This window comes from Chloroflexota bacterium, assembly GCA_035652535.1.
Taxonomy (GTDB): Bacteria; Chloroflexota; UBA6077; order UBA6077; family SHYK01; genus DASRDP01.
Window position 1 is genome coordinate 1 of sequence record DASRDP010000011.1, and the last position, 17,844, is coordinate 17,844.

Here is a 17,844-nt window from a genome sequence, read left to right on the forward strand (position 1 = left end):
TACTTCAGCGTCGAATCGCTGGCCAAGCTGTCCGCCCTCTCGGAGGGCGGCGCGGAGCCGCCAGCGCTGGCGGCTCCGCGGTAGGGCACGCGATCGACAAGAACCACGTCAGGCGAATTTACACACTTGACGGGACGCAAGCTTCACACAGCTGCTCGTGCCTGGCTTGACATCGGTAAGATGCATAAAAAGAGTCGGCCACTGAATTGCAGTGACCGCCAATGGAGCCGGCGGGGGGATTCGAACCCTCGACCTGCTGTTTACGAAACAGCTGCTCTACCACTGAGCTACGCCGGCGGGGGTCCAAAAGTATACCATCTCGGTCGGACCCGCCCCCCTGCACACCCAGCACCGTCGGAGGCACCTCGGTGGCCAAGGCCTACGTCCTCATCAAGACGCGCGTCGGTGAGATCGACCTCGTGCGCGCGGAGCTCGCCCGCAACGCGAACATCACGTCCGCTGATCCCATCATCGGTCCCTACGACATCATCGCCGTCGTGGAGGCTTCCGACTACAACACCATCGGCTCGGTGGTGCTCCGATTCGTGCACGAGCTGCGCGGCGTAGAGAACACCGTCACCTGCATGGTGATCGAATCCCCGACGGGCGCGGGTCACGGCTGAGCGCGCAGCCCATCCACCATCTGGATCACGCTGCTGCTTCCCATCGGGCTGGAGAGGGTGAGCACCGCCGCGTACGCGCCGAACCCCAGGACCAGAATCACGATCACGAATACCATCACGTGGGTTGCCCGATAGAACACACCTGGCGCTCGCATTTCCCAACCCTCTTGCGGTGTCACCGGTTCGCCGAAGAAGCCGCACGCGCAGGTCCCCATTGTGCGCCATCCACGCGCCTCGTGCGGCGCAACCTCATCGCGTTCACTCTTTTTCCAGCTCGAATGCGCTGTGCAGCGCCTGCACCGCGCCGGGCACCGCCGCCTCGTCGATCACGCACGTAATGCGGATGTCGGAGGTCGTGATCGTGTCGATGTTGATCCCCCGGTCCGCCAGCGTGCCGAACATCGTCGCCGCCTCGCCGGGCGAGCTCTGCAGCCCCGTACCCACGATCGAGACCTTGGCCAGACCGTTTTTACCCTCCACTTGGCCTTGCAGCTCGCGCCCAACGCGCTGGGTGATCTCCAGCGCCCGATTGAAGTCGCCCCGCGCCACCGTAAAGGAGATCTCGGCGAACCCCGCCTGGCTCGTCGCCTGAATGATCACGTCGACGTTGACGCCCGCGTCGGCCAGCGGCGCGAAGATCGCGCGCGCGATGCCGGGCCGATCCGGCACGCCGGCAATCGTGATCTTCGCGACGTCCGTGTCGTGCGCGATGGCGCGCACCCGCTTCCGAATCTCCATGCTCGCTCCTCGGTGAATCAGGGTCCCCGACCGGTCGTGAAAGCTGGATCGCACCTCGATAGGAAGGGAATACAGCTCCCCCAGCTCCACCGCGCGCGGGTGCATCACGCGCGCGCCGCGCGTCGCCAGCTCCAGCATCTCCTCGTACGTGATCTCGGCCAGCAATCGCGCGTCGGGCACGACCCGCGGATCGGCGGTGAAGACGCCGTCCACGTCCGTGTAGATCTCGCATCGCGGCGCTCGGAGCGCGCACGCCATGGCGACCGCCGACGTGTCCGATCCGCCCCGACCCAGCGTGGTGACGTCCCCCTCCTCGGTGACGCCCTGAAAGCCCGTCACGATCACGCAGCGCCCGCGCCCGAGCTCGGCGCGTACGCGGTCCGTCTCGACGTCGATGATCCGAGCGCGCGAATGGGCGCGATCGGTCTTGATCCCGAGCTGCGCGCCCGTCAACGACACGACCGGGCAGCTCAGCGCTTCCAGCGCCATCGCCACGAGCGTCGCGGAAACCGTCTCGCCCGTCGAGAGCAGCATGTCCATCTCGCGCTCGTCGGGCCGGGCGCTCACGGAGTGCGCCAGCCTGATCAGCTCGTCCGTGGTGTCGCCCATGGCGCTCACCACGACAACCACGTCGTGCCCGGCCGCCCGCGTATCGCGGATACGCGCGGCCACGTGGCGGATGCGCCCCGCGTCCGCCAGGGAGCTGCCACCGAATTTTTGAACGACCAGCGGCACCTTTCGACCTCTCCGGCACCGACGAGCAGCGCCGATCAGTCGGCGATCACCCGCGCGCCCGCGTCTCGAATCGTGGAGACGATGGACCGGCCCGCCATCCCATCACGCATGGCTGCTCGGGCCATCGCATTGGCCACCGGCGTCGCATCCCCGTCCACCAACGCGATGACCGTCGATCCGGCCCCGCTCAGGTACACGCCCACGGCGCCGCCCTCGCGCGCCGCGTGGAAGAGCACCGGCATCCCCGGAAAGAGGCGCATCCGCGACGGTTGGTGCAGCATGTCCTCGGTGCCCACCCGGAGCGCGTCCAAGTCTCCGGAGGCGAGGGCCGCCACCAGCAAGCATGCTCGACTGATATTGTAAACAGCGTCGTGGATCTCGACGCGCCGCGGCAGCACCCGCCGCGCCTCGCGCGTGGGCATCGGCATATCCGGCACGAAGAGGGCCAGGCTCGGCGCCCGCGGGATCGGAACGCGCGCGTGCACCACTCGGCCCTGGGCGATGGCGCACGCCTGAACGCCGCCAAGGAGCGCCGGCGTCACGTTGTCCGGGTGCCCTTCGATCTCCGATGCGATCTGGAGCAGCTCGTCCTCCGACCGCGCGTCGCTGCAGAAGCGATTCGCGATCACCAGGGCGGCGACGATGGCCGCGCTGCTGCTGCCGAGCCCCCGAGAGAGCGGGATCGCATTCGTGCACGTGATCCGCATGGGTGCGAGGTCCACGTCCCACCGCCGCGCCGCCGTCATGAGCGAGCGATGGAGCAAGTTGCGCTCGCCGACCGGGAGCTGCGCCGCACCCTCGCCGGTCGTCGCCATCTCCCACCGATCCGCCGGCTCCACGCGTACCCTATTAACCAGATCCACGGCCAAGCCAAGGGAGTCGAAGCCGGGTCCGAGGTTCGCGCTCGTCGCCGGAACCTCGACGGTAAAGGGCTGCACCGCCCTAGGCCCAGCCGAGCGCGCGCTCGACCGAGGCGAGATCGGGATCGACGCGCGCCGCGTCGCCGGAGAGCTGGACGGCTCGATCCGGATCCTTCAGCCCGTTGCCGGTCAGCACGCACACCACGGTCCGCCCGGCCACGTCGATCTGGCCGCTCCGAACCAGGCTGCGCAGCCCCGCCACCGAGGCCGCGGACGCCGGCTCGACGAAGAGGCCCTCCCGCTGCGCGAGCGAGCCATAGGCGTCGAGGATCTCCTCGTCGGTCACACAGGCGATCATCCCGCCGGAGCTGTCGCGCGCTTCCACGGCCAGCTCCCAGCTCGCCGGGTTCCCGATGCGAATCGCGGTCGCGACGGTCTCCGGATTGGGGATGACCTGGTTGCGCACGATCGGCGCCGCGCCGGCCGCCTCGAACCCCAGCATGCGCGGCCGCTTGGTCGCTCGCTTCGCTGACGCGTACTGGCAGAAGCCCGCCCAGTACGCGGTGATGTTGCCGGCATTGCCGACCGGGATCGCGAGGAAGTCGGGCGCGTCGCCCAGGCGGTCGCAGATCTCGAACGCCGCCGTCTTCTGGCCCTCGATCCGGTACCGGTTGATGGAGTTCACGATCGTCACGGGATGGGCCTCGCTCAGCTTGCGAACGAGGGCGAGCGCGTGGTCGAAGTTCCCCCGCACCATCACCACACGCGCACCGTAGATCATCGCCTGCGCCAGCTTGCCCAGGGCCACGTAGCCATCCGGCACGATGACGATGGCCTGCAGCCCCGCCCGCGCGGCGTAGGCCGCGGCAGCCGCCGACGTGTTCCCCGTCGAGGCACAGATGACGGCGCGGCTCCCCTCCTCCACGGCTTTCGCCATCGTGAGCACCATGCCGCGATCCTTGAAGGAGCCGGTCGGGTTCGCCCCCTCCATTTTGAAGTAGAGGGCGCCGGCGCCAATCTCCCGCTCCAGCTTCATCGAGCGAACGAGGGGTGTGTCGCCCTCTCCGAGGCTCAGCATGGGCGTGCGGTTGGTGATGGGGAGGTACGCGGCATAGCGGGCGAGGACGCCGGGGTGCGGGTCCGGCCGTGTGCCCGCGAGCGACGGCGACTCGCCCGGGTCCGTCGCGTCCGGCTCGCGCATGGTCAGCCTTCGACTCGGATCATGCTGCCAATGTCACGCACGACGGCCAGCGCGCGAACGGATCGAAGCGCCCGCTGCATTGCCGCTTCCTTTGCCTCGTGCGTCATCAGCACGATCTCAGCATACTGGACGCGCGGCTCGCCCAGCTCCACGTTCTGCTTCTGGATCACGGAGGCGAGGCTGATGCCCGCCTCGCCCAGGGCGTGGGTGATTTGCGCGAACACGCCCGGTCGGTCGTGCGCGAGGAGACGCAGATAGTACCGCGTGCAGACCTCGTCCATCGGGCGAAAGCGCACCTGCTCATCATAGGTCGGGGCCGTCCGTCGCGACGAGCCACCCAGGCCGGCCAGCGAACGCTGCGCCACGTCGATGATGTCGGCCACGACCGCGCTCGACGTTGGCCCGGCGCCGGCGCCCCGGCCGTAGAACAGGATGCGACCGACGAGATCGCCCTCGACAGCCACCGCGTTGAACACGCCGTCGATCTTCGCGAGCATCTCCGTCTCGGGCAGCAGCGTCGGGTGCACGCGAAGCTCCACGGCGCCACGCTCCGCGCGCGCGATGGCCAGCAGCTTGATGGCGTATCCCAGCTCGCGCGCGTAGCGGAAGTCCGTCGCGCTCAGCGACGCGATGCCCTCGTAGTACACGTTCGATGGCCGTACGACAGTATGGAACGCGAGGCTTCCCAGGATGGCCAGCTTGTACGCGGCGTCGATCCCATCGACGTCGTTCCGGGGATCGGCCTCGGCGTAGCCGAGTTGCTGCGCCTCCGCCAGCGCGTCGGCGAACTCGATCCCATCCGCCGCCATTCGCGTCAAGATGAAGTTCGTCGTGCCGTTGATGATGGCGCGGATCTCGCGGATCTCGTTGGCGATGAGATCCAGCTTGAACGGCCCGATGACGGGGATCCCGCCCCCGACGCTCGCCTCGAAGGAGATATCCACACCGTGCTCGGCAGCGAGCGTCAGGATCTCGGGCCCGTGCTTGGCCATGACCTCCTTGTTGGCCGTCACGACGTGCTTTCCCGCCCGAAGCGCCCGCAAGATGTAGGCGTGCGCCGGATCCTCCCCGCCCATCACTTCGACGACCACGTCGATAGCTGGATCGTCGAGGATGTCGTCCGCGTTCAGGGTGATCAGGGACGGGTCAATGGGGCGCGAGCGGTCAGGATCGCGAACGAGCGCTCGCCGAAGCTCGATGGGGCAGCCGATCCGTCGCTCAAGCACACCGCGCTTCTGGACCAGCGCGTGCGCCACGGCGGTCCCGACCACTCCCAGCCCGAGCAGCCCGATCCGGAATGGCTTCTCCATCATGCGACCGTCGACCTCTGACACTCAAAATCCCAAGCCGCATCGTCGCCAGAGCGCACAAGGACGGCTTGGGACTTCGCCGCGATTATAGGTTGCGTCCGCGACGCGGCACAATCCAGCTGCGCCTCGTCGAGGCTCTTGTCCGGGAGGGAAGCGGGCGGCGCGACTACCCGAACCCGAGATCCGCCAGCGAATCGACGGCCGTGTCCGTGTCGCTCCAGGGCTCCGCGCCCTCGCCGACCAGCATGCGCCGCTCGTGGCCCTTGCCCGCCAGCAACACGGCGTCGCCGGGTCGTGCGCGGCGGAAGAGCTGGCGGATCGCCTCGCGCCGGTCCAGCTCGATGGCGAAGCTTACGCCGTCCTCGGCGCCGGTCTGGCGCGCGCCCGCCGCCACCGCGTCGGCGATCTCCCGGGGGTCCTCGCGCATCGGATCATCCGTGGAGATGATGAAGAAATCGGCGTAGCGCGCGGCGATGGCGCCCATCGTCGGGCGGTTCCCCGCGTCGCGACCGCCGGCCATGCCGAACACGAGGAAGATTCTCCCATCGACCATCTCTCGAAGCGTGGCGAGGGTCGTCTCCAGTGCGCGCGGCGTATGGGCGAAGTCCACCACGACCTCGAACGGTTGGCCCCGCTGGACGCGCTGGAAGCGGCCGGGAGGCGCCGCAGTTGTCGCCGCGGCGTCCGCAACGGCAGTCAGGTCGATGCCCCACCCCAGGGCGATGGCTGCCGCAGCCAGCCAGTTGGACACGTTGTGCCGCCCGACGAGCTGCGTCTCGACGTCAATCTCTCCGACCGGCGTGCGGATCCGGAAGCGGCTCCCGCCGATCCCGAGCCGTACGTGCTCGGCCGTCACGTCGGCGGGGACCTCGAGGCCGTAGCTGACGATGCCGGCCGGACTCGCTCCAACCATCGTCGGGCTCGCCGGATCGTCCGCGTTGACGACGCCCATTCGGCTCCACCGCTTCGCCGTCGGCGAGTCCAGCATCGCGAACAGCGTCGCCTTGGCCGCCGCGTAGGCCTCCATGGACCCGTGAAAGTTCAGGTGCTCCGGCGAAAGGTTCGTAAACACGGCCGCGTCGAACGAGCAGCCCCGCACCCGATCGAGCGCCAGCGCGTGGGAGCTGACCTCGACCACCGCGTCCTCCACGCCGGCGTCCGCCATGTCCGCGAGGGTCCGCTGGATCTCTGTCGCCTCGGGCGTTGTCAGCCCAAAGACGCTCGGTCGGACGTCATCGCCCACGCGCACGTCGGCTGTGGTCATCCACCCCACTCGGCGACCGGCGGCCGCGAGCACCGAGCCGATAAGGTGGCAGGTCGTGGTTTTCCCATCTGTGCCCGTCACCCCCACGAGCCGCAGATGCTCGGACGGGCGGCCCGCGAGCACGCTGGCGATCTCACCCAGCGCCGCGCGCGCGTCCGGTACGAGGAGGAGGCCCACGCCGGGGGGAACCTCGACCGGCGTCTGCGCCGCGACGGCTGTGGCGCCGCGGGCGACGGCGTCCCCGACGAACCGAAGGCCGTAGGTCGTGGCTCCGGGCCGGGCGACGAAGAGGTCTCCGTGTTCGACGCGGCGCGAATCGTGGGCGGCTCGACGCACTTCGACGTCGTGACCCGCCACGACGCGCGCCCCCGGGACCGTCGCGGCGAGATCAACGAGGCGCACGTCTTTGTGGGAGGGCTAGAGAGTCGCGAGGGCGCGCTGAAAGTAGCGATCGTCGGCGAAGCGGTGCGCGTCTACCGGCCCGCGAAGAAGCCCAACGTCGCGCCGCATCTGCATCATCTCCTGCAGCCCATCCCAACCGAAGCGCGGCGTCGCCTGGCCCGGCTTCCCATCCTCGGCCGCCTGGCCGCGCAGATAGGCGCGCAGGTACCGCAGCAGCAGGTCCTCGCGCTTCTCAGCCCACTCGCGCCGAACAGCGGTACCCCCCGCGTAGTTGGTGTAGAGGTGGTTGATGGAGTCGAGCACGTGAAATCCCTCGCGCTCCAGGGCGGCCGCCTGGTCGGACCCCACCATTGCTCCGAAGGTGTCGCCTGCACGCATGGAATCGATGCGCTGCTGGGTCGCCCCCACCTCGAGGAAGGTGAAGTCCCGCCCCTCCTCGGCCAGTCCCGCCTTTTTCAGCAGGATGCGCAGCGGCGTGACGTAGCCGCTTTCCGATGCGTCGACGGCGATCGGCTTGCCCCGGAGCTCCGCGCACGAGTGGATCTCGGGCCGAACGACGAGGCTCTGGTTTGGCCTCCCCGGAGTTGCCAGCACGATCAGGAAGTCGGCGCCGTTGTCTTCGTTCCACCAGTAGACGTTGTCCGCGTTCGTGTGGACGACGTCCCAAACGCCGTCGCGGAGGCGGCCCATCTGCGCCTTCGAGGACTGCGTCACATCCAGCTCCACGTCGATGTTCTCGGCCGTGTAGATCCCGTCGTTCACGCAGCGCTCGTGCACGCGCGACCGGCCGAACGTACTGACGCGGAGCGTGTCCATGCGCGCTATATTCGCCCGCTCATCGGTTCGCCCCACGAGCCGCACCGCCGTACGCTAGAGCCACTGCGCGAACCCCATGGCGTTACCGGACCCTGCCTCCGATCGGTAGCAGGGGACGTAGTCGATCATCTCCATCTCGAGGCCGATGCCGTTCATCACCGCGGAGGTCGTGATCCAGTTCCGAATCTCCGACGTGCCGGCGTTGAAGCGCTCGGCCGGCAGGTTCGTCAGCTTCTTCACGTCCTTCGCCTTCATGGAGGCGATGACGTCCTCGTCGAGATCCTCCTCCACGACGAAGTGCGTCAGCCCGCCAGACGCGATCACGGCCACCGTAAGGTCGCTCTCCCACGACTCGATGGCGCGACGGAGCGACTCACCGAACTCGTAGCAGCGCAGCAGCGTCGGCTGATTGGGCGGATAAAAGGTGTTGATGAAAATGGGGACATTGGGGATGACCTCGTCGTTCATGATCCGCCGATAGATGAAGCCGTAGGCGTGGGGAATGCTGTGGTTTCCGTGCCGTCCCGCCGGGATGCGCCGCGAATGGGCGACGTCGAAGCCATCGTTCATGAAGTTATGGATGATGTGGAGCGCGAGCTCTGGCTGCCCCGGGTAGGTGGCCGGCTCGGGCGGGAAATGTCCCCAGTCCGCCACGGCCAGGCCGGGCGGCCGCTTCGCGGAAACCTCCGGCGAGAGCCCGACATTGTCCATCGTATCGCCCCAGTACACCGCGAAGGCCGGCATGTTGTCGTCGAGGAAGATCTCCTCCTGGTCGTCGCCGATGATGACCGCGACGTCAGGGGACACGCGCTCGAAGGTCTCGGCGAGCTTCGCGATGGCCTTCTGGCACGCGGCATGGCGCTTCTGCATCTTCTCCGGAGTGATCTGTTTCTCGAGATGCTCGTCGGCGCGCACTTCGACCAGCTCGGCATAGCTGTACTGCTTGCCCTTGAACCAGAGGTCGGTTCTTCCGGTCCGGTCCGCCTCTGCGCGCTGCCACCACTGATCAGGCGGCGTGCTCAGCATTGGCCCGTGAGAGGTCGCCATGCCCATTATGATCCTGGCCATCGTCGTCTCTCTCCCCTCGGTGGCTGGGCCTGCGATATAGTCCGCATACCACGTCGGCGTAACGCGCCGTGGCGCAAATTCAGGCCCCGTGTCATCGTGACCAGTATACTGCGGGCGAATTCTGACCGCGATGGAGCGCCGACCTATGGCGCACACAATGCAGTTGGGCTTAATCGGATACGGCACGTCGGGCCGACAGGTGGCGCGCGGGATAGCGGACGGCAAGGCCGGCGAGGCGCGCATATCGGCCGTGCTCGTGCGTCGAGCGGACGCCGAAGGGCCCAGTGGGGCGCTGGTTACCGCCGACCGCGACCGATTCCTCGCGGAGCCCTTGGATCTCGTGATCGAGCTGGCTGGCCAGGAGGCCGTGCGCCAACACGGCGAGGCGATGCTTCGCGCGGGGCGCGACCTCATGATCATCAGCATCGGCGTGCTTTCGGACGACGCGCTGTTCGGTCGGCTCCGCGACGCGGCCATTGCGGGAGGCGGACGTTTGCTGCTCCCCTCAGGGGCGATCGGCTCCCTCGACGCCATCTCGTCCGCGGCGATCGGCGGGCTGGACGAGGTGACCATTACCACGCGCAAGCCGCCGGATGCCCTCGCCACCGGCACCGATCGCGACGCCGCGCTCGGGGAGGCTGAATCCCAGCCGGTGCTCCTCTACGAGGGAGCGACGCGCGACGCCGTTCGTCTGTTTCCCGCGAACGTCAACGTCGCGGCCGCCGTGAGCCTCGCCGGCATCGGCTTCGACCGCACGCAGATCCGGATCTTCGCCGATCCCGCCGTCACGCGAAACACGCACGAGATCCACGCGAAGGGATGGTTCGGGGAGCTGCGCTTCACCATCATGAACGTTCCGACGGAGAATCCCAAAACAGGGCGGATTACTGCGCTCAGCGTCATCAAGGCCATTCGCAATCTGCGCGCGCCCGTCGCGCTGGTTGGCTAAGGCGATCGGGCGACGACGGGTTTGCAGAGAGGTTCGCGAGCGCTTTCCCGGTGAGCAAACGGCATCGAAACAGCGGCGGTTTTTCGTTACAACGTAGTGAGAGCACCCGGAGAGGGCGGCTATAACGAAAGCGAGGCAAGACAAAAGATGTTAAAGCTCGATAAAGCGCGCCGGCTGATCGCCGCAGTGGTCGTGGGCGCCGGTTTGTTGAGTTTCGGCGCCGTGATGGCGCCGCAAGCAAGCGCGGACTCCTGCGACTCCACGACGTCCATTGTCCCGGCGGACAATTCCTTCACCTGGGCGATCACGCCCATCTGCTTCGACGATTCCGGCACCGACGTCGTCGTAACGGTGCCCGATGGTCTCGGAGGCTCCATCACGATCGTGTCCAACTCCAACAACGCGGTTGTGCGAAGCGGCGTGTCCGGCGTGGCCTACACGACGCCGGGGAATACCGCGTACGTGAACGGCCAGCCGGAGCTTGGACCGTACACCAATATCAGCACCTACACGCCGAGCCAGGCTGCGGCTGCGCGCGCGGCTGGTAACCCATCAGCAACGGCCAACGCCTACAGTCAGTACGGAGGATTCACTCCGCCGGGTGACACCGCCACGCGCATCCAGTCGTCCGGCACGGTCATGAACGGCCACTAGGCAGCATTGGTCCTCCTGCTCACCAATGAGGATATGGAACGGATCGCGGGGGTGGACGCGCCCGCGGTCATCGACGTCGTCGAGCGCGCCTACTTCGGCCTCGGAAAGGGTGAGGCCGTCAATCCGCCGCGGAGGCGCCTGACCGCGCCACTCCGCCAGGAAGGCGCGACCTACTGGTTCAACAACATCATGGGCGCGGTGCCGTCGATCAACACCCTGGCGCTCCGCATTGATTCGACCTCCTTCCGTCTCGCCACCGTGGACGGAATGACGCGGAAGGTGCGGGCGGGCGATTTCGTCGGCCTCGTCCTGCTCTTCGACATGGCCACCGGCGCGCTCGAAGCCATCTTGCACGACCACTTCCTATCGACGCGTCGCGTGGCCGCGACCGGCGCCATCGCGGCGAAGCGCCTCGCGCGCTCCGATTCGGAGGTGATGGGGCTTTTCGGGAGCGGCCAGCAGGCGACGGCGCAGGTCCACGCGATGGCGGCGGTTCGCCCGCTCCGGCTCGTCAAGGTCTACAGTCCGAACCCCGAGCACCGAGTGTCGTTCGCGGCGCGCATGTCCGATGAGACCGGTGTGGAGGTCCGCGCCGTCGACACGCCGGACGCGGTCGTCGACGGGTCCGACATCGTGGTCACCGCGACGAACTCCCGCTCACCGGTCTTCGACGGTCGCGCGCTCCGGCCGGGCACGCACGTCGAGACGATCGTGGGGACGGACCAGTCGGCCGCCGGCTCTGAGATCGACCGCGACGCGGTTCGACGCGCCGATGTGATCGTCACGAACCTGAAGGAGCAGATCCAGGTCGACCGCCAGCCGAAGCTCCTCTGGGCCATCGAGGAGGGGGTGATCGCCTGGGACCAGATCCACGACCTTGGCGAAGTCGTCGCCGGCATCGCACCCGGGCGGACGGCCGACGACCAGGTCACCCTCCATGACAACAACACGGGAATGGGGATCCAATTCGCCGCGCTGGGATCGCTGATCCTTCAGCTCGCGCGCGAGCAGGACCTCGGCACGCCGCTGCCCGACGACCTGTTCGTCACTCGCGGCGGCGAATACGCCCCATAGCGCCGGTCGCGGATCCCGATCGATCCACAGCTCGCTGATTCGTCCACGTCCATCCTGGATCGGCGCCTACCGCACGTCCCACTCGTAGGCGTTCCAGGCGTGGTTCGAGTCCTCGCCCCGCGCGTGGACGTTCACCAGCCGGTTGGAGATGAGGGCCGGTTCCGTGTCGAAGAACAAGGTCATCCAGATCGCCTCGTCGGTGATTCGATGCTCGATCTGCGCGATCACGGCGACCCGGTCCGTGATGGGAATCGTCGTCACGTAGCGGTCGATGAGGGCGTCCATATCCGGGTCCATGTAGCGGGCGACGTTTAGCCCTGTGTAGTTCCGTTCGGGGATGCGCGCCTGTGAGCTGCGCAGATTCGGGAGGAACCGGTGGCTCCCCGTCTGGCGTTGCAGCGCGAAGGCGGGGAAGGTCGCCGTCCATTCCGGGTCGGCGGCGAGCTGGGTTGGCCGAATCTCGGGCGTCGTGGGCACGCCGAGCTGCTTCCAGTAATCCGCGACGGCGTAGATCGACTTCGGCAGAATGTCGAGCACCGTGGAGCCGCGCAGCTCCAGGGCCAGCGGCTGGCCGCCGGCGTCGCGGAACGCGCCATCCGCCCCGCGCGCGTACCCCAAGTCCTGCAGGATGGCCGCGGACTGGCGTGGATCATAGCCGTAGTGCACCACGCTGGGCTCGATCTGTTTGTAGTAGGGATGGTGTGGACTGATATTGCCGTCCGCGACGGGCGTCTGCCCGTGCTGGATCGTGTCCACGATCTCCTGCCTATCGATGGCCTGGACCAGGGCCCGACGGAACTGCGCATTGGCAACGACCTGCGGACTCGGATTCACGAACTGCGGGTAGAGGGTCACCCAGCTATCGAGCGCTTTGAACTCGACCGACCCACCCGTCCACTGGTCCCGCACCATGAGCGCCTGCTCGAGAGATGAACCCCGACCGAGGGTGAAGTCGACCGCACCGGACAGAAGGTTCGCGATGAAGGCGTTGTCGTCGGTGATGAACCGCACCTCGATCTCGTCCACCCGCGGGCGACCCGGCGCGAATTCCGTGTTGGCTCGAAGGTTCAGGAAGCTCCCACGGACGTACTCGTGGACCTTGAATGGCCCGGTCCCGATGAACTCGTCGCCCCAGAATGGCAGCTCCAAGAAGGTGTCCTTACTCTCGGTGTACGGATCCTGGAGGAGGTGCGCGGGGAGCGGCAGGGTGAATCGCGTACTGAAGAGCGCGTCCGCTTCGATGTATGGACGCTTCCAGTGGACGAGCACCGTGCGCGGGTCCACGATCTCCAGCCGCTCGATCGAGTCGAACCCGACGTGGTGAAAGACCGCCAGCTCGCGGTCCTGCGCGAGCGCGGCGGTGAAGACGAGATCGTCGGCGGTGAGGGGCGCGCCATCGTGCCACACTGCGCGCGGGCGAATCTTCAACGTCGTCTGCATCGATCCGTCGGGGAACACCTGCCAGAGTCCGTTGTCGAGGGACGGCACGGCCTCGCCGAGGAGCGGTCGAAGGAGCCCGCTGTCGTCGGTGATGACGAGGCCGGAGTCCAGCAGGTCGCCGATCTCCTCGGCGCCCGCGGTCGGACCGGGATGCAGCTTGTAGTACAGGAACGAGGGCACGTTCTTGGTCGCCGCGACGATCCGCTTCGGCGCGGCTGCCGAAGCGGACTGGCTGGGCTCCGCCGGCGACGCTGGCGTCGGACCCGCTCGGGCACAGCCCACGCACAGGAGGGTCGCCAGCAGCGCAACGCGGACTCGTCGCATGGGTTCGCGCTCCCGTTGGGAATCACGGAAGTGTACGCTGCGCGTCCATTCCGGCGCAGCGGATCCAGATCGGTCCGCGCGCAGCGTTCTCGTATACTGGCCCACGGAGCAATCGAGCGGGGGGACGCGGATGATCCTGATCACCGGCGGCATGGGGTTCATTGGCCTGCACACAGCGCGGCGGTTTCTCGACGCCGGGGAGAACGTCGTCATCACGCAATACCACGCGCGGCGAGAGCCGGACTTCATCAAGGACGAGATCGGGAAGCGGGTCGTGGTCGAGCAGCTCGACGTGACCAACAGCCTCGCCGTGTTGGACATCGTCCATCGCCACAAGGTCACCGGCATCGTGCACCTGGCTGTGCCGGGCCTCGCCGCCCTGACCCCCGGGGAAGACTACCGGGTGAACATGCTCGGCTTGCTCAACGTGCTCGAAGCGGCCCGGATGTTCGAGGTGCCCCGCGTGACGTACGCCAGCTCCGTCACCGTGTACGCGAGCCTCCCCGCCGGCCCGTACCGGGAGGACGCGCCCCTTCCGCTGGCGTCCGGCAACCCCACCGAGACCTTCAAGAAGGCGTGGGATGTGCTGGCGCCCCACTTTGCGGGCCGGGCCGGCATCGAGACCGTCGGCGTGCGGGCATCGACGATCTGGGGGCCGCTGTACCACACGATGATGAACCTCCCCAGCCGCGTTTGCCACGCGGCCGCGCGTGGCGTGCCCGCCAACTTCGCCGGGTCGCGGACAGGAGTCCCGTACGCCGATGACCTCGGCGACTTCTGTTACGTGAAGGACTGCGCGCTGGGCATCTTCCTCCTGCAGACCGCGAATAAGAAGCTGCCGCACAGCGTCTACAACATCGGCGCGGGAATTGGACGCACCAATCGCGACCTCGTGGAGGCGGCGAAGAAGGTCGCGCCCGACCTCCAAGTGGAGCTGCAACCGGGTACGAACCCGCGTGGGAAGCCCAACCCCTACATGGACATTACCCAGGCGAAGGAGGACGTCGGCTACGCGCCCCAACACGACCTCGAATACTGGGTCGCCGACTACATCGCCTGGCTGCGGAACAACCCGGAGTAGCGCGCTACTTCAGGAAGCCGTGCTCCCGGTACCAGCGCTCGGCGCCGGGATGGAGCGGCACGTCGATGGGCGTCGCCTCCGTGTCGGTGCCGAGCTGGCCGGTCCCGCCGAAGTTCTCCTCCCACGGGATTTCGTCGGTCCGCGCGTGAAGCGCGCCCACCACGTCGTATGCCACGTCGTCCGGCAGGGAAGCTCGGGTGTACAGCGGCCAGCCGCTGTAGTCGATGCACGTGTAATCGTGGGTGAGGTGGGGATAGCGGCCGGCCGGTATGGTCACGATCCGCCATCCCATCGCGGCCATCCCGTCGCGAATCTCGGGCTCCAGCTCGATGGCCCGCATGCCGTGCTCCAGGCCTACGTCAAACCAGTTGTTGTTCCGGATGCCCTCATCGATGACGAGGTCGATCTCCTCCGCCTTCAACGCGTTGACCCGACGCATGTCGCCCGGCGGCCCCACCTCCTGGAAGGTAGCGCCCCATGATTCCAGGTCCTTGAGGCTGATCCCATAGAGCGCCAGGAGCTGGTCGGTGAGGACGCGCGTGGAGTGGGCCTTCTCCTCGCGGATCGAGATTCGGAGCGCGGGCTTGCGTTCGGCGATCTGCCCTAGGGCCGTGATGCCCGTCCGGGGGTGGACGAGAAAGACGCAGCGGTCCCACGACGGGTACGATGCCACGACGCGCACCGGAAGGGGCTCGGAGAACACGCCGGTCCCACGGTAGGCCTGGGTGAGAAGCCCCGATGGGTTCACAAACGCCATCTCGATCTCACCCTTCGCGACGGCGTGAGCGAGGAGCGGTGACCCGGTGGCCATGCGGAGCCAGGGCCGGAATTCCTCGCCGGATCCCGTCCCCACGACGATGCACATGTCGCGGTTGCCGCCGTATGGTGTCGCCGGGTTTCCGGCAATGTGCAGTCCGATTTCCCAGAGGGTCTTCGAGCGGATGAAGTTGGCTCCGCTCGGCAGTGGCTCCATTGCCTCGTCCTCCCCTACCTACGTTTCAGATGGTCGTACTTTTCCCGCTCGTAGCGTTCCTCGACGTAGCTGGGCACGTCGGGCCGCGGGCGGCCCAGCATGATCTGCACGTAGACGTCCTCATCGGTCGCATTGTGGTACCCATGGGCCACGTCCGCGGGATTGAAGACCATGTCCCAGGGCCCAAGGACCTGCTCGACGCGAGCGTCACCCGCGCACCAGAAGCAGGTGAGCTGACCCTTCAGGACGAAGAAGACCTCCTCCACCTCGTGGGTGTGGGGCGGGTTCCCCTGCCCCGGCGGGACCAGCATCACGCTCACGGTGAAGCTGCCCGGTGGAATGGCGTTCGGGTCGTCGTACTTCCCCGAGGCGCCGGCGCCCACGTAGCGGTGCTGCGCGCGGTGAAAGCCCGGGATCTTCGCCTCCTCGAACGCCTCCCAGTCGGGCACACGGTCGGCGAACCGCGCGACGTGCCGACGCAGCCGCGCCGCCAGGTCCTGGGGTTCGGGTGTGGTCTGGGTCATGGGTCTCTCCTGGTGGCGCCTGGCGTCCCTGCCGCAGTGTAGGCGGGCGTGGTCGCGAGCGTCAACGAGCGGCTGTGCGGGGCAGCTGTGCCGGGGCGCGGTTGCCGCAGCTACGCCGGGGCCACCGTGCGACGAGCTGGTGACACGGGAGGCTCAGGCCGCGCCGATCTCAAAAATGCGCCTGTGACCGCAACGTATCACATGCGTAGCACGTGTTGCGCTGGTGCGAGGGCGGGATCTTATGCTGTCAAATTATGACAACACGATGCTACCTCTCGTTTTACCCGCACGGCACGGACACAGAGCCGCCCGCACGGTGGCCTTTCCCACGGAGAACGAAGGGTAAAAGTGACCAACTATCGAACCGCCCCGTTGGTTGTGTTCGTCATCGCAGGCCACATGGCGCACGTCGTTCCGGAGTAGGAGGCAGCAGACAATGTCGAGATGGGCCCACAAGCTCCGTGCATCAATAGCGACTCGAGGAGCCATGCTGGCCGTCCAGGTGGCGGTAACTTCCCAGTGGCCAGGCCAAGTGAATTTGGCCGGGGCTACAAGCGGCGGAGCGTTTCCTGATGCGCCCATGCCGCCCTCCCGATTCACACCGGGTAGCGCTCTGCGAGCAATGATCTCCGCGCCGGGCGCCTCCGACTCCACGAGGCTCCTCCCACCAGGCTGCCCGCTGGAGATTGGCATGTTATCCAAGGCTCCGGCTCTCGCTCGAGCGCCGGCGGCTTTGGCCGGTCTTCCCTCGTCCCTCCGTCATTGCACGTCCAGCGCCTGATTGACGGGCGTCACCCCGAAGCCCTCGACGCTGGCGCCTCCTGGGATGTAGATTCGGTTCTCGAGGGCCGCCGCCCCGATGCCGTGGCGGGGCGCACCCATCGGTGCGAGCCTCAGCCAGCTATCGGTGGCCGGGTCGTACGCCTCGACCTCATCGAACACCCCAGTCGGGTTGTTCCGGTTGCCCTCGCCGCCGAAGACGTACAGCGATCCTCCCACGACGGCGGCGGCGATCCCGCCGCGCGCAGTCGGCATCGGGGCCTTCGCCGTCCACGCGCGGGCCCCGGGGTCGTACTCCTCGAGGGCGGCCGTGATGCCGCCAATGTCGCCGCTACGCCCGCCCACGGCGTAGATCTTCCCGTTCAGCGCACCGGCCGCCAGGTGGTTTCGGGGCGTCGGCATGGCGGGTAGCGGCGTCCAGGCGTCCGCGTCCGGATCGTACACGGCGAAATCGCGCTCGCGCCGGTCCGGCGAGCCGCCCATGGCGTAGATCTTGCCGTCGGCAACCGCGACGGCGAGCGCCCCGCGCGCGGTCGGCATGCGCGCCCTCGGCACCCACCGATCCGCTCCAGCGTCGTACGCATAGACGGTATCGACCGCCTCGGCGCCCTGGTCCGGATGACCGCCGATAACGTACACGTGGTCGCCAACCGTCGCCGCGGCCGGGTGGTTGAGCGCGATGGGGAGCGGCGCGACGGTCGCCCAGCTATCGGTCGCCGGGTCGTACGCCTCCACCGTGTTGGCGCTGCTCCCGTCCGGGTTGAACCCGCCGATGGCGTAGATCCGGCCACCCAGCTCCGCGACCGCCATCTCCTGGCGCGGCACGCGCTGTTGCGCCAGATCGACCCAGAGCGCGCTGGTCGGCGCCTGAACGACTTCGGGCTGCCGGCCAACCGCCGTGAGGGGATTGCGCGCCCCGCCCGAGTCCTCCGGCGCGTGAGCCAGCCGCGCTCCGAACAGCAGAGAGCTCGCGGCTCCGACGACGGCCGCGAGCACGATCCCGACGGTCACAGCCCGCATCGCGCACC

Annotated in this window: 17 protein-coding genes and 1 tRNA gene; 5 read left to right on the top strand and 13 right to left on the bottom strand. The window is 67.7% G+C overall.

The genetic code is table 11. The annotated features are described in order from the left end of the window. Positions 1-222: 222 nt before the first annotated feature. A tRNA-Thr gene (locus VFC51_01760) sits at positions 223-297 on the bottom strand. A gap of 71 nt (positions 298-368) precedes the next feature. Here VFC51_01760 and VFC51_01765 point away from each other — a divergent pair. Then, entirely contained in the window at positions 369-623 is a 255-nt protein-coding gene (locus VFC51_01765) for an Lrp/AsnC ligand binding domain-containing protein (protein HZT05731.1), read from the top strand. On the opposite strand, the gene VFC51_01770 is transcribed toward VFC51_01765, so the two are convergent. The 8 genes from VFC51_01770 to VFC51_01805 all read right to left on the bottom strand — a co-directional run bounded on the left by VFC51_01770 (position 614) and on the right by VFC51_01805 (position 9,017). Next, on the bottom strand, positions 614-778 hold the full coding sequence (locus VFC51_01770) for a hypothetical protein (protein ID HZT05732.1): 165 nt from the start codon (positions 776-778) through the stop codon (positions 614-616). The two genes, VFC51_01765 and VFC51_01770, sit on opposite strands and share 10 nt — an antisense overlap. Positions 779-881: 103 nt before the next feature. Then, entirely contained in the window at positions 882-2,096 is a 1,215-nt protein-coding gene (locus VFC51_01775; GenBank protein HZT05733.1) for an aspartate kinase, read from the bottom strand. A gap of 35 nt (positions 2,097-2,131) precedes the next feature. Continuing rightward, complete coding sequence (gene thrB / locus VFC51_01780) at positions 2,132-3,034, bottom strand: homoserine kinase (protein ID HZT05734.1); 903 nt, start codon at positions 3,032-3,034, stop codon at positions 2,132-2,134. Positions 3,035-3,038: 4 nt separating this feature from the next. Then, a complete protein-coding gene (gene thrC, locus VFC51_01785) occupies positions 3,039-4,157 on the bottom strand; it encodes a threonine synthase (GenBank protein ID HZT05735.1) in 1,119 nt (372 codons plus the stop codon). Positions 4,158-4,159: 2 nt separating this feature from the next. Then, entirely contained in the window at positions 4,160-5,467 is a 1,308-nt protein-coding gene (locus VFC51_01790) for a homoserine dehydrogenase (protein ID HZT05736.1), read from the bottom strand. A 166-nt stretch (positions 5,468-5,633) separates the two neighbouring features. After that, positions 5,634-7,133 (bottom strand): UDP-N-acetylmuramoyl-L-alanyl-D-glutamate--2,6-diaminopimelate ligase, encoded by a 1,500-nt coding sequence (locus tag VFC51_01795; GenBank protein ID HZT05737.1) that lies wholly within the window; start codon positions 7,131-7,133, stop codon positions 5,634-5,636. 15 nt (positions 7,134-7,148) lie between these two features. Further along, positions 7,149-7,949: a PhnD/SsuA/transferrin family substrate-binding protein gene (locus VFC51_01800; GenBank protein ID HZT05738.1), complete on the bottom strand. Its 801-nt coding sequence runs from the start codon at positions 7,947-7,949 to the stop codon at positions 7,149-7,151. Positions 7,950-8,003: 54 nt separating this feature from the next. Continuing rightward, complete coding sequence (locus tag VFC51_01805) at positions 8,004-9,017, bottom strand: protocatechuate 3,4-dioxygenase (GenBank protein ID HZT05739.1); 1,014 nt, start codon at positions 9,015-9,017, stop codon at positions 8,004-8,006. Between the two features lie 157 nt (positions 9,018-9,174). Between VFC51_01805 and VFC51_01810 the strand changes: the two genes are divergently transcribed. The 3 genes from VFC51_01810 (at position 9,175) to VFC51_01820 (ending at position 11,694) form a co-directional block, all read left to right on the top strand. Beyond that, positions 9,175-9,966, top strand: coding sequence for an aspartate dehydrogenase (locus tag VFC51_01810; protein HZT05740.1), 792 nt, complete (start codon positions 9,175-9,177; stop codon positions 9,964-9,966). 147 nt (positions 9,967-10,113) lie between these two features. Then, positions 10,114-10,620 (top strand): hypothetical protein, encoded by a 507-nt coding sequence (locus tag VFC51_01815; GenBank protein ID HZT05741.1) that lies wholly within the window; start codon positions 10,114-10,116, stop codon positions 10,618-10,620. Positions 10,621-10,653: 33 nt separating this feature from the next. Beyond that, on the top strand, positions 10,654-11,694 hold the full coding sequence (locus VFC51_01820; protein ID HZT05742.1) for an ornithine cyclodeaminase family protein: 1,041 nt from the start codon (positions 10,654-10,656) through the stop codon (positions 11,692-11,694). A 66-nt stretch (positions 11,695-11,760) separates the two neighbouring features. Here the strand turns inward: VFC51_01820 and VFC51_01825 are convergent, their stop codons facing one another. Beyond that, positions 11,761-13,458 carry an ABC transporter substrate-binding protein gene (locus VFC51_01825; protein HZT05743.1) on the bottom strand — a complete coding sequence of 566 codons (1,698 nt, stop codon included), beginning with the start codon at positions 13,456-13,458 and terminating at the stop codon, positions 11,761-11,763. Between the two features lie 130 nt (positions 13,459-13,588). On the opposite strand from VFC51_01825, the gene VFC51_01830 reads away from it, so the two are divergent. Then, on the top strand, positions 13,589-14,539 hold the full coding sequence (locus VFC51_01830; GenBank protein HZT05744.1) for an NAD(P)-dependent oxidoreductase: 951 nt from the start codon (positions 13,589-13,591) through the stop codon (positions 14,537-14,539). A 4-nt stretch (positions 14,540-14,543) separates the two neighbouring features. Here the strand turns inward: VFC51_01830 and VFC51_01835 are convergent, their stop codons facing one another. The 3 genes from VFC51_01835 to VFC51_01845 all read right to left on the bottom strand — a co-directional run bounded on the left by VFC51_01835 (position 14,544) and on the right by VFC51_01845 (position 17,836). Next, on the bottom strand, positions 14,544-15,512 hold the full coding sequence (locus VFC51_01835; protein HZT05745.1) for a TAXI family TRAP transporter solute-binding subunit: 969 nt from the start codon (positions 15,510-15,512) through the stop codon (positions 14,544-14,546). Between the two features lie 14 nt (positions 15,513-15,526). Then, a complete protein-coding gene (locus tag VFC51_01840; GenBank protein ID HZT05746.1) occupies positions 15,527-16,036 on the bottom strand; it encodes a cupin domain-containing protein in 510 nt (169 codons plus the stop codon). Between the two features lie 759 nt (positions 16,037-16,795). Then, a complete protein-coding gene (locus VFC51_01845) occupies positions 16,796-17,836 on the bottom strand; it encodes a kelch repeat-containing protein (GenBank protein HZT05747.1) in 1,041 nt (346 codons plus the stop codon). Between the last annotated feature and the right edge of the window lie 8 nt (positions 17,837-17,844).